The sequence below is a fragment of the Nonomuraea turcica genome (assembly GCF_030718205.1).
Lineage (GTDB): Bacteria > Actinomycetota > Actinomycetes > Streptosporangiales > Streptosporangiaceae > Nonomuraea.
Map to the genome: position 1 here is coordinate 82,655 of NZ_JAUZQF010000030.1, position 11,362 is coordinate 94,016.

Below are 11,362 nucleotides of genomic sequence, written 5' to 3' on the forward strand. Positions count from 1 at the left end.
GACCGGCGCGTAAACCCCGCTGGGAGGCCCTGTCATTACCTGTAACAGCAGACCCTGCCGCATGTCAGAGCGAGCCGGTTTCATAGAGCTTGACCAGGCCATTCACGCAGAGAAGGGGCGCATGCGGCGAACCGACCGACACGGTGGTGCGGAGCAGCAGCAGCCTGCGGCCCTCCAGCCGAAGCCGCCGCAGCCGCACACCGGCAGGGTCGGCCACGAGCTCCCCGGCAGCCGCTCCGGGACCTGAGGTGGCACTGCGCGTACAGGCGGACGACGAAGACAAGAAAACGGAAACCTCCGATGCGAGCTACTTTCATGTACGGCACCGGTGACGTGCGCGTGGAGAACGCGCCCGACCCGGTCCTGCAGCAGCCCACCGACGCGCTCGTGCGCATCGTGCACTCGTGCATCTGCGGCAGCGACCTACACCCCTACCACGACCTGCCGGCCTCACAGCAGGGCACGCCGATGGGGCACGAGTTCCTCGGCGTGATCGAGGACCTCGGCACGGAGGTGTGCGGGCTCAAGCGCGGTGACCTGGTGGTGGCGCCGTTCGCCTACGCCGACAACACCTGCGACCTGTGCCGGGAGGGCCTGCACACCTCCTGCCCCAACGGCGGCTTCTGGGCGGCCTGCGACGTCGGCGGGGCCCAGGCGGAGGCGATCCGCGTCCCGCAGGCGACCGGCACCCTGGTCAAGCTGCCGGTCGGCGAGGACAGCGAGCTGCTGCCGTCGCTGCTGACCCTGGCCGATGTGTACGGCACCGGCTACCACACCGCCAAGCAGGCCCGTGTCGACGCGCGCACCACGGTCGCGGTGATCGGCGACGGCGCGGTCGGGCTAATGGCGGTGCTGTCGGCCCGGCGGCTCGGCGGCTCGGCGCGGAGCGGATCATTCTGATGGGCCGGCACGACGACCGCACCAAGCTGGGCATCGACTTCGGGGCGACCGACATCGTGCCCGAGCGCGGCGCCGAGTGTATCGAGAAGGTGCGCGAGCTGACCCGCGGTCAGGGCGTGCACGCGGTGCTGGAGGCCGTCGGCTACCGGAACGCCTACGACACGGCGGTCGGCCTCGTCCGCCCCGGCGGGGTGATCAGCCGCGTCGGCGTGCCGCAGTACGAGGACGCGCCGATCGGGTTCGGCAGCCTGTTCGGCCCGAACATCACGCTGACCGGTGGCCCCGCCCCGGTACGCGCCTACATCGACGAGCTGCTGCCCGGCGTGCTGGACGGCACGGTCGAGCCGGGCCGGGTGTTCGACCGGGCGATCGGCCTGGAGCAGGTGCCCGACGGCTACCACGCGATGAACGACCGCACCGCGCTGAAGGTCCTCATCCAACCCTGATACCAAGGAGACGCTCGCGATGGCCACCTGGACCAGCGACGAACTCGCCGCCATCGGCGAGGCCGAAGACCTGGACCTCGCCTCCCGCCGCGCGGACGGCAGTCTGCGCCATCCCGTGACGATGTGGGTCGTCCGCGTCGGCGACGACCTGTACGTGCGCTGCATGAACGGCCGCGCCGGCGCCTGGTACCGCGGCACCCGAACCCGCCACCAGGGCCGCATCTCGGCCGGCGGCATCCAGACCGATGTCACCTTCACCGACGCCGACCCCGCTGTCTACGAGCGGATCGACGAGGTCTACCGCACCAAATACCGCCGCTACGGCGACAACATCATCGGCGGCGTCGTCAACCCCGAGTCGCGAGCCGCGACGATCAAACTCATCCCCGAGAGGTGATCATGAAGCACATCGCGCTGGGCGATCTGGACGTCTCCCGCATTGGCCTGGGCTGCATGGGCATGTCCCACGGCTACACCGGCGCCGGCACCGACGACGCCGAGTCCATCCGCACCATCCACCGCGCGCTCGACCTGGGCGTCACCTTCCTGGACACCGCCGAGATCTACGGCCCGTACATCAACGAGGAACTCCTCGGCAAGGCGCTCAAGGGCCGCCGCGACCAGGTGGTGATCGCCACCAAGTTCGGTCTGGTCTCCCACGCCGGCGACGGCCCATGGAACCTCGACAGCAGCCCGGCCAACATCCGCACCGCGGTCGAGGGCTCGCTCAAGCGCCTGGGCACCGACCACATCGATCTGTACTACCAGCACCGGGTCGACCCGAAGGTGCCGATCGAGGACACCATCGGCGCGGTGGCCGCGCTTGTCGAGCAGGGCAAGGTCCGCCACATCGGCCTGTCTGAGGCGTGGCTGGACACCATCCGCCGTGCGCACGCGGTCCACCCGATCACCGCGCTGCAGTCGGAGTACTCGCTGTGGACCCGAGACCAGGAAGGCCAGGTGCTGCCGCTGCTGCGCGAGCTGGGCATCGGCTTCGTCGCCTACTCCCCGCTCGGCCACGGCTTCCTGACCGGGAAGATCCGGTCGGAAAGCGACTTCGGCCCCGACGACTTCCGGGCGACCAACCCCCGTTTCACCGGTGAGAACTTCCAGCGCAACCTCGCTCTCGCCGACGAGGTGCAGGCGATCGCCACCGAGATCGGTGCCACGCCCGCGCAGGTCGCGATCGCCTGGCTGCTGAGCAAGGGCGACGACATCGCCCCCATCCCGGGCACCAAGCGGGTCTCGCGCCTGGAGGAGAACGTCGCCGCCAACGACCTCGAACTGTCTGCTGAGCAGATCGCGAAGCTCGACAACCTGCCCTCGGCCGCCGGTGGGCACCACAACGAAGCGCAGATGCAGATGATCGAACGCTGACCGGCCATCCCCTTCTGCACCCACCAGAGAAAGGCCTCCCAGGCGCACGGCAAGTCGGTGGCGCAGGTGGTGCTGCGCTGGCTCGTCCAGCGCGACGTCGTCGTGATCCCCAAGTCGGTCCGCGCCGACCGGATGGCCGAGAACTTCGACGTCTTCGACTTCGAGCTCACCGACGACCAGATGAGCCGCATCGCCGCCCTGGATGCGGGCAGCTCGCTGTTCTTCGACCACCGCGACCCTGGCGTGGTCAGCCGGCTCGGCAACCTGCGCCTCACGAACTGATCGGGCGGGCAGGCGACACCTGTTCGCCGATACACAGGAGGTAGTAGTGCACATCAGGACGCTGGGACAAGGCCTGCAGGTGTCGGCCGTAGGGCTGGGCTGCATGGGCATGTCGCAGAGCTACGGCCCGAACCCGGGCACCCGCGAGGACATGATCGGCGTGATCCGATCCGCCCTGGATGCCGGGGTGACCTTTCTCGACACCGCAGAGGTCTACGGCCCCTATCACAACGAGCAGCTCGTGGGCGAGGCCATCGGCCCGATCCGCGACCAGGTACAGATCGCCACGAAGTTCGGCTGGGACATCCGCGACGGCAAACCCGTCGGCCTGAACTCCCGGCCCGAGCAGATCCGCAAGGTCGCCGACGCCTCCTTGCGGCGCCTGGGCACCGACCACATCGACCTGTTCTACCAGCACCGGGTGGACCCGGAGGTGCCGATCGAGGACGTCGCCGGCGCAGTGGGTGAGCTGGTGCAGGCGGGCAAGGTCAAGCACTTCGGCCTGTCAGAGGCGGCGGCCGCCACAATCCGCAAGGCCCACGCCGTGCACCCGGTCACCGCCGTGCAGTCGGAGTACTCGCTGTGGACCCGTGATCCCGAGCCCGAGGTGCTGCCCACCTGCGCGGAGCTGGGTATCGGCTTCGTGCCGTTCAGCCCGCTGGGCAAGGGCTTCCTGACCGGCACGGTCAATGCGAGCACCGCCTTTCAGGAAGGGGACATCCGAGCGACGATCCCGCGCTTCGACGCCGAGCATCTACCCGCCAACCAGGCCCTGGTCGATCACGTGCGGACGCTTGCCGAGGCCAAGGGCGCCACGCCAGGGCAGATCGCCCTGGCATGGCTGCTGGCCCAGCAGCCATGGATCGTCCCGATCCCGGGAACCCGCCGCCTGTCTCGCCTGCAGGAGAACGCCGGCGCGACCTCGGTGGCCCTGACCGCGGATGAACGGGCCGAGCTGGACGCCCTCGCGGCCCGCGTCGGCGTGGCGGGAGACCGGTACAGCGAGGCGCACATGAAGATGGTCGGGCGCTGAAGCCGGACGTCCTGTCTCGGCCGCGCACCATCGATGAGGCGTGCGGCGATCCACACCGGTCACCCGCTGTGCCGGCGCGCGCCATGGCCCCAGCCTCGGATCGTCCGGCTGCCCCTGGCGATGCACAGCGCCGCTGGTCCGGGGGTGTGTGGCAAACCGTACGGTCCCCTGGTGCGTGATCGGCTGAGGACGGCCCCAGCCCCAGAGTCGGGCCCGGGCCCCTTAGACGCTGAAGCTCGCGGAGTGGTGGGCCACCCACTCGGCGTAGGTGCGGGCAGGATGCCCGGTGACCTGCTCGACCGTCGGCAGAACCGGCGCCGGGGTGTCCTGTGCTGCTGCGAGCTGATCGAGGAGGAGGTCGGCGGCAGGGGGCGGCATGTGGCCGAGGAGCTGCCGGCGGACGTCGTCCCGGTATGTGGCCAGGCCGGTGCGACTCGCACCCGCGAGCAGGCGGCCTGCTCCGCACCGGCCTGCGGGACCGAAGGGCGAGCCAGCGTGCCGATCCCCAGCCAGACCAGATATGCCGCGCCCGCCACGGTCAGAACGCGGCGACGGCATCGACGGGCATGACTCTGCTTCTCCCTTGTACTCGTCCGAGGATTCGGGAAGGAAGTTTATGCGCGAATGGGTGAAACGTGTTTCCAATCCTTCCCCCGACAAGGTTGCTTTGGGGGAGAATCTTCCCCATGGACGACGTAGACCGGAGAATTCTTGCCGAACTCCAGCAAGACGGGCGGCTCACCATCACTGAACTCGCTGAGCGCGTCCGCCTCAGCGTCTCGCCCTGCCACCGGCGCCTGCGCGCCCTGGAACACTCCGGCGCGATCAGCGGCTACCGGGCCCATCTCGACGCCCACACCTTGGGCCTGACGTTCGAGGCCCTCGTCTTCGTCACCATGCGCGCCGCGGACCGCGACACCGTCGATGCCTTCGAACAGGCGGTCGCCGCCGTACCCCACGTCCTGCAGGCCCAACGACTCTTCGGCGACCCCGACTACCTGCTGCGCGTCATCGCCCGCGACCTGCCCGCCTTTCAGGAGATCTACGACGACCGTCTCGCCACCCTCCCCGGCGTCCAGCGCCTCAGCTCCACCCTCATCATGAAGAGCGTCGTCGAGAACCGGCCTCTGCCGTTGTGAGCTCGCCCGGCCTCGGTTCGCAGAACGAGGCACGGCCGTCGGTTCGCCGGACAGGTCCTGGGCTTGCATCGGGTGCGGGAGTACCGCTTGGCAAGAATCTTCCGAACAGGTCGCCTGCCGCACAAGATGATCCCTTGAACGCCGTGAAAGAGGGGGAAAGTTAGTAACATTTTCTCGCAGAATGTGCCTAAGCTTCCCTCCCATGACAATGAACGGAGGAAAGGGCAATTCGGCATGACCGCAGACACAGTGGTCGCCGTCGCGACAGTGGCCCTTCTGCTGGTGCGCACCCTCGGCCCGACCGCGTGACCGGCACCGTCCCGCAAACTTCCGCCAAGTCCCGGCCGCGCCTGCACCGTGCCTGGCTGGTGGCCGCCGTCACGCTGCTGGCCCTGGTCGCGGCGGCGGCGTTCCGCTCCACTACCGGCGCTCTGTTCGAGCCCCTTGAGGAGGAGTTCGCCTGGAGCCGTACCCAGCTGTCCGGGGCGGTGACGGCCAATCTCATCGTCTACGGGCTGGTGGCGCCGTTCGCCGCCGTGTTGCTGGAGCGCTTCCCGCCGCGAGCGGTGGTCGCCGTGGCCCTGGCCCTGGTGGCCGCCGGAAGCGGGCTGACCGTGGTGATGACCGAGGTCTGGCAGTTGTGGGTGTTGTGGGGTGGCTTTGTCGGGGTGGGCACCGGGGTCATGGCCCTGGTCTTCGGCGCGATGGTCGCCAACCGCTGGTTCACCCGCCATCGCGGGCTCGTCATGGGGATCTTCTCCGCCGCCAACGCCTGCGGTCAGCTGGCCTTCCTGCCCGCCATCGTGCACCTGGCCGGTCACCACGGCTGGCGTACCGCGTCGCTGCTGGTGGCGGTTTTCGCCGTGGCGATCGTTCCGCTGCTGTTCTGGCCGTTCGCCAACGGCCCCGCCGAGGTGGGGCTGACCTCCTACGGGGCCGGCGACGCCACCCTCGTTGCGCCGTCCGATCCGCGTCGGCGCGGCGCCGTGGTGGAGACCCTGGTGGTGCTGCGCGAGGCGATGCGGGCGCGGGCGTTCTGGATCCTGGCGCTGACCTTCTGGGTCTGTGGATGGTCCACCAACGGGCTGATCCAGACGCACTTCATCCCCGCCGCGCACGACCATGGCATGCCCGCCACCACCGCCGCCGAACTGCTGGCGCTGATCGGGATCTTCGACGTGATCGGCACCGTCGCCTCCGGGTGGCTGACCGACCGGGTACGCCCCTGGATCCTGCTGGTCGCCTACTACGGGCTGCGCGGGCTGTCCCTGCTGACCGTGCACACCCTGCTCGGACCATCGGTGGAGCCGTCCCTGTGGATCTTCATCGTCTTCTACGGCCTGGACTGGGTGGCCACCGTCCCGCCCACCGTCGCGCTGTGCCGGGAGCACTTCGGCCCGCAACGTGCCACCGCCGTTTTCGGCTGGGTCTTCGCCGCACACATGGTCGGCGCCGGAGTGGGCGCCCTGGCCGCGGGCCTGGCCCGGGAGAGCTCCGGCAGCTACCTGGCAGCCTGGATCACCGCGGCGGCTCTGTGCTTCGTGGCCGCCGCCAGCCTGTTCCTGCTCCCGGCCGCACAACCCGTAGAGCAACCTTCACCCAGGGAGAAGTCCACATGAATGCACGCGCAAGCGAGCCGGAGGTCGTGGCGTGAGGATTTCGCAACGTGCGCAGGCCGTCGCCCCGTTCTACGCGATGGAGTTCGGCAAACACGCCGCCACGCTGGAGTCGCAGGGACACCACGTCATCAAGCTCAGCATCGGCGAACCGGACTTCGGCGCGCCCCCGGCCGTCCTGAGCGCACTGCGCGAGGCCATGGACGGAAGACCGATGCCCTACACGGCGGCACTCGGCCTGCCCGAGTTGCGGCAGGCGATCGCCCAGTTCTACCGGGACGAGCATGACGTCGATGTCGACCCTGCCCGGGTCGTCGTGACCGCGGGCGCCTCGGCCGCCCTGGTGCTGGCCACCGCGGCACTCGTCGACCCGGGCGACGAGGTGATCATCGGAGACCCGTCGTACCCCTGCAACCGGCAGATTGTCGAAAGCTTCGGCGCCCACGTCACGCTCGTCCCCGCCACCGCCGAGACCCGCTTCCAGCTGGACGCGGCATCGGTGAAGTGGAGCTGGACGGACGACACGCGCGGGGTCATGATCGCCACCCCGTCGAACCCGACCGGCACCTTGATCCCGGCCGACGAGCTCGCGGCGATCTGCGACCTCGCCCGCGAACGGGACGCCTGGCGCATGGTCGATGAGATCTACCTCAACCTGAGCGACCACGACGACCAGGGCCGGCCACCGCGCAGCGTGCTGTCGTCCGATCCCGGCGCCATCGTCATCAACAGCTTCTCGAAATACTTCGGCATGACCGGCTGGAGACTCGGATGGTGCGTCGTCCCGGAGATCCTCGTGCCGGCGATGGAGCGCCTGGCCCAGAACTACTTCCTCTGCGCGTCCGCTCCCGCCCAGCACGCCGCGCTGGCCTGCTTCACCCCCGAGTCCCTTGCCGTCTGTGAGGCACGCCGCGTCGAGTTGGCCGAGCGGCGCGCGCTCGTCCTGGAGGGCCTGGCGCGGATCGGATTGCCGGTGCCCGTCCCGCCGGACGGCGCGTTCTACGTGTACTTCGACGTCAGTCACACCGGGCTCACCTCCTGGCAGTTCTGTGAGCGAGCGCTGCAGGAGGCGCACGTCGCCCTCACCCCGGGCAGGGACTTCGGCCTCCACACCGCGGAGACACACGTCCGGCTCTCGTACGCGGCCTCAACGGATGATCTCCGCGAAGGGATCGACCGGCTCGGGAGGTTAGTGACCGCCCTTCGATGAAGCTCCGCGGCGGGCTTGCCTCCGGGGCGAACGCCGAACGGGCGGGCCTGCCAGAGCACAGATGTGCCCGGCCGGGAGACGCCGTTCACGGTCCGCGTGCTCCCTCAAGCCCTGCGGATCAGTCCAATTTGTCGTGAGTGGCCCTGTCTTGCCAGACGGGCATCCGTTGGGATGGGCATGCTCCCGCCGGCATATGGGTGCCTGATAACCGCTTCCGTTGATATCGAAAGGCCTTGATGACTATGCCGCGCTCGCGCTCGTTCGCGCAGGTCGATGTGTTCTCCACCATCTCGTCTCTCGGCAATCCGGTTGCCGTCGTCCTCGACGGAACGGACCTGACCGACGAGGAGATGCAGCGCCTGGCGCGCTGGACGAATCTGTCCGAGACCACGTTCGTTCTGCCCCCCACCACTGCGGAGGCGGACTACCGGCTGCGAACCTTCACCCCTGGAGGCGAACTGCCGTTCGCCGGGCACCCCACCCGCGGGTCTGCACGTGCGTGGTTGGACAACGGCGGCACACCGCAGCACGCCGACTGTATCGTGCAGGAGTGCGCCGCCGGCCTGATCAGCGTACGCCGCGGCGACGGACCGCGACGGCGCCGGAACCGGCCGTCCCACGCTGCGGTCGCGTCCGGCGCGGTGCTGCGCGCCTAGACCGATCGCCCCGTCACCTCAGCCGACCGATCCGTTCAGGTCGGGGTCAGGGGCACCGGGTGTGCAGCTCGGTTTCGGCAGCGCCCGCCCGCTCACGGAGGAGCGGTTCGACGCGGACCCGGCGGTCCTGCGATGGCCGTGGCCTTGCTGGCCGGCCACCGCGAACCGGGCAGGCCATTAAATGATCGTCGCGATTGTCATTGATAGCCGCACGTGAAACGCCTGGTCGACGTGATGCCGACTAGGTGTTGGTGGGGAAAGGCAGGGCGTCGCGCCGCCGTCGGGGTGCCGAAGCCGTACGTCTTCGGCTGTTCGGGGGTCCACTGTGGCCAGCGTTGGGTACCTCGGGCACACCGTCGCGGGCGAAGGTCGCCCAGGCATGCATCATCTCTCGGGTGACTGCTTCGCGGCCGGGTGCCCGTCCGGTGATCGGCAGGCGGTCGATGGTGCCGAACACGTAGGGCACCTCGAGTCCGTGGCATGCTCCAAGGAGCCGATGTCTCCGGCGAGTACAGTTCGCACTCCCCCCACCCCGGCCCGTCGTTTACCCGTGAGGCGCCCGCGCACTTCAAGCGGGGCGGCATCCACTACCTCGTCACCTCGGGCACGACGGAGTACTTCCCGAACTTCTCAGAGTTCGCCAGGGGGCCGGGCTATCACGGGCCGTTCACCGTTCTCGGCGATGCGCATCCCGGGGATGCGTCGCGCACGTCGTACCGGTCGCAGATCAGCTCGGTGTTCAAGCACCCGCATAAGAAGGATCTGTACATCGCGCTGGCAGACCGGTGGATCCCACAACTGCCGGCGGACATGCCGAACGTCTACGACATCATGGCGGCGATGTCCCGCGGCGAGACGCCGCCGATCCCCGTCGACACGGCCGAGGCGTCACTGAGGTCCATATCCGGTGAGGATAACACCGGCACCGCCGACTACGTGTGGCTCCCGATTCGCTTCGACGGCGACCGCCCGTACATCGAGTGGCTCAACGAGTGGAAGCCCGATGACTTCGCGTGAGCGCGGGCTGCGCCTCTTCTCCCGTGGCGGGAGCGTGGACGTCATCGGCGTTCTCGCGGCCCGGCAGAAAGGCCCACCACGATCACGGTCAACCTGATGCTGAACCTCCCGTCCGTCCACGGCGTCTCCATGTTCGAGCGTGAGGAGTTCACTGGTGGAAAGGAACCGAATAAGACGTCCGCTGCGACCAGCGCTGTGGCGAACATGATCACCGCGAAGCTGGGCCGCATCTGCGGTGCTCGTATCGCGGCTTCCTGCGGCCGACAGGGCCAGTCGTGATGTCTTCGCCGCAGTCGACGTCGCCGGGTACAACTACGCGTTCGGCCGCGGCAAAACGGACCGCAGACGATACCCACATCGGGTCAGGGTGGACAGTGAACCCATGCCCGGCGACCCTGCCGGCGATCTGGGAGCGTGTCACGTCGATGCCGGGCGTCATCGGGGACTTCATGTGGACCGGGAGGGACTACCTCGGCGAGCCGACATCGGCCTGTGGAGTTTTGGCCATGGGATCGGCGGGATAATCGGGCTACATCACCGGCGCGACCTACGACGTCAATGGCGGTTTCCACATCCACTGAACACCCACGGAGTCCATTCGGCGCAGCATCAGCGTGCGGGGCCAGTGCTGCCCCGAACAACGAGACGCGTGGGAAGCACGATCTCGCGGCGTCCCTCGATGTCGCCGTTCAGCCGGTCGATGGCCGCTTGGACGGCGAGCCGGGCTTGCTCGATCGGTGATTGGCTGACGGTCGTGAGGGCCATGCGCGGGTGTCGTGCCATGAGGCTGTCGTCGAAGCCGGTCACGGACATGTCGTCCGGTACCCGGATGCCCCTGCTTTCCAGTGCTTCGAGCAGCCCCAGCGCCGTACGGTCGTTGAACGCGACGATGGCCGTGATGCCCGCGCCGGATGGGAGGTGTTCGAGAGCCGCCGCCCCCTGCCGCTCAGTGAGGCCTCCAGGAAGGACGACGGCCTCGAGCCCGTGCCGTCGCATGGCCGCCCGGTAGGCGCGCCGCCGGACGGCGGCGATGTGTCCCGTTCCTCCGTCGACGTGCGCGATGTGCTGGTGGCCGAGTGAGACCAGATGGTCGACCACCTCGGCGATGCCCTGCTTGTCGTCGGCCCGGACGACGTCCACGCCGGGCAGGTCGAGCGGCCGCCCCACGCAGACGGTCGGGACGCCCTCGACGAGCGGCGCCAGCTCGACTTCCGGCATCGTCGGCCCCAGCAGCAGGAGCGCCTCGCAGCGGAAGTCGATGAGGGTCTCGATGGAGCGCCGCTCGTCGTGAGTGGCGGTGATGGCGCCCAGAACCGTCTCGTACCCCGCGGCGTCCACCATCGCCTGGATTTCTTCAGCGAGTTCCCCGTGATAGACGTTGCTCGGGAGAATCGTCACGCCGATGAGCCGCGTCCTTCGCTGGGCGAGGAGCGTGGCGGTCCTGTCCTTCCGATATCCCATGCGCTCGGCGACCGCCAGCACGCGCTGGGTCGTGGCCGCGCTCGGCCCCGCCGCGCCGCTGAGCACCTTGGAGACCAGGCCCTTGGACACGCCGGCAGCGGCGGCGACGTCGAGGATCGTCGGCCGGCGGCGTCCTGGCGGAGGCGATGCCGGGGCGGTGAGGTCGGGCATGCGAGCACGATAAGCCCCGAGCCTTTGTCAGCACAAACCCTTGACATATGTCCG

General features: G+C 68.8%; 12 protein-coding genes and 1 pseudogene. 10 read left to right on the forward strand and 3 right to left on the reverse strand.

Annotated elements, in window-relative coordinates:
• Positions 1-64 precede the first annotated feature (64 nt).
• Complete coding sequence (locus Q9G87_RS50245; RefSeq protein ID WP_305923775.1) at positions 65-217, reverse strand: hypothetical protein; 153 nt, start codon at positions 215-217, stop codon at positions 65-67.
• Between the two features lie 98 nt (positions 218-315).
• Here Q9G87_RS50245 and Q9G87_RS50250 point away from each other — a divergent pair.
• From Q9G87_RS50250 to Q9G87_RS50270, 5 genes and pseudogenes are all read left to right on the forward strand, one after another.
• Positions 316-1,346: pseudogene (locus Q9G87_RS50250) on the forward strand (zinc-binding dehydrogenase).
• Between the two features lie 19 nt (positions 1,347-1,365).
• Complete coding sequence (locus Q9G87_RS50255) at positions 1,366-1,743, forward strand: DUF2255 family protein (protein ID WP_305923776.1); 378 nt, start codon at positions 1,366-1,368, stop codon at positions 1,741-1,743.
• A 2-nt stretch (positions 1,744-1,745) separates the two neighbouring features.
• Positions 1,746-2,723 carry an aldo/keto reductase gene (locus Q9G87_RS50260; RefSeq protein ID WP_305923777.1) on the forward strand — a complete coding sequence of 326 codons (978 nt, stop codon included), beginning with the start codon at positions 1,746-1,748 and terminating at the stop codon, positions 2,721-2,723.
• Positions 2,724-2,729: 6 nt separating this feature from the next.
• The gene (locus tag Q9G87_RS50265; RefSeq protein ID WP_371825956.1) at positions 2,730-3,005 is read left to right on the forward strand and encodes an aldo/keto reductase; all 276 of its coding nucleotides are present in this window, start codon (positions 2,730-2,732) and stop codon (positions 3,003-3,005) included.
• Positions 3,006-3,051: 46 nt separating this feature from the next.
• Entirely contained in the window at positions 3,052-4,038 is a 987-nt protein-coding gene (locus Q9G87_RS50270) for an aldo/keto reductase (protein WP_305923779.1), read from the forward strand.
• 222 nt (positions 4,039-4,260) lie between these two features.
• Here Q9G87_RS50270 and Q9G87_RS50275 read toward each other — a convergent pair whose 3' ends face one another.
• On the reverse strand, positions 4,261-4,416 hold the full coding sequence (locus tag Q9G87_RS50275) for a hypothetical protein (RefSeq protein ID WP_305923780.1): 156 nt from the start codon (positions 4,414-4,416) through the stop codon (positions 4,261-4,263).
• Positions 4,417-4,724: 308 nt separating this feature from the next.
• Here Q9G87_RS50275 and Q9G87_RS50280 point away from each other — a divergent pair, with 308 nt between their 5' ends.
• The 5 genes from Q9G87_RS50280 (at position 4,725) to Q9G87_RS50300 (ending at position 9,676) form a co-directional block, all read left to right on the forward strand.
• The gene (locus tag Q9G87_RS50280; RefSeq protein ID WP_305923781.1) at positions 4,725-5,177 is read left to right on the forward strand and encodes an Lrp/AsnC family transcriptional regulator; all 453 of its coding nucleotides are present in this window, start codon (positions 4,725-4,727) and stop codon (positions 5,175-5,177) included.
• A 305-nt stretch (positions 5,178-5,482) separates the two neighbouring features.
• Complete coding sequence (locus tag Q9G87_RS50285) at positions 5,483-6,796, forward strand: MFS transporter (RefSeq protein WP_305923782.1); 1,314 nt, start codon at positions 5,483-5,485, stop codon at positions 6,794-6,796.
• 31 nt (positions 6,797-6,827) lie between these two features.
• Positions 6,828-8,003: a pyridoxal phosphate-dependent aminotransferase gene (locus Q9G87_RS50290; RefSeq protein ID WP_305923783.1), complete on the forward strand. Its 1,176-nt coding sequence runs from the start codon at positions 6,828-6,830 to the stop codon at positions 8,001-8,003.
• Positions 8,004-8,239: 236 nt separating this feature from the next.
• Positions 8,240-8,659, forward strand: a complete 420-nt coding sequence (locus Q9G87_RS50295) for a PhzF family phenazine biosynthesis protein (protein ID WP_305923784.1) — start codon at positions 8,240-8,242, stop codon at positions 8,657-8,659.
• A 480-nt stretch (positions 8,660-9,139) separates the two neighbouring features.
• Positions 9,140-9,676, forward strand: coding sequence for a glycoside hydrolase family protein (locus tag Q9G87_RS50300; RefSeq protein ID WP_305923785.1), 537 nt, complete (start codon positions 9,140-9,142; stop codon positions 9,674-9,676).
• A 609-nt stretch (positions 9,677-10,285) separates the two neighbouring features.
• Here the strand turns inward: Q9G87_RS50300 and Q9G87_RS50305 are convergent.
• Positions 10,286-11,308, reverse strand: coding sequence for a LacI family DNA-binding transcriptional regulator (locus Q9G87_RS50305; protein WP_305923786.1), 1,023 nt, complete (start codon positions 11,306-11,308; stop codon positions 10,286-10,288).
• Positions 11,309-11,362 lie beyond the last annotated feature (54 nt).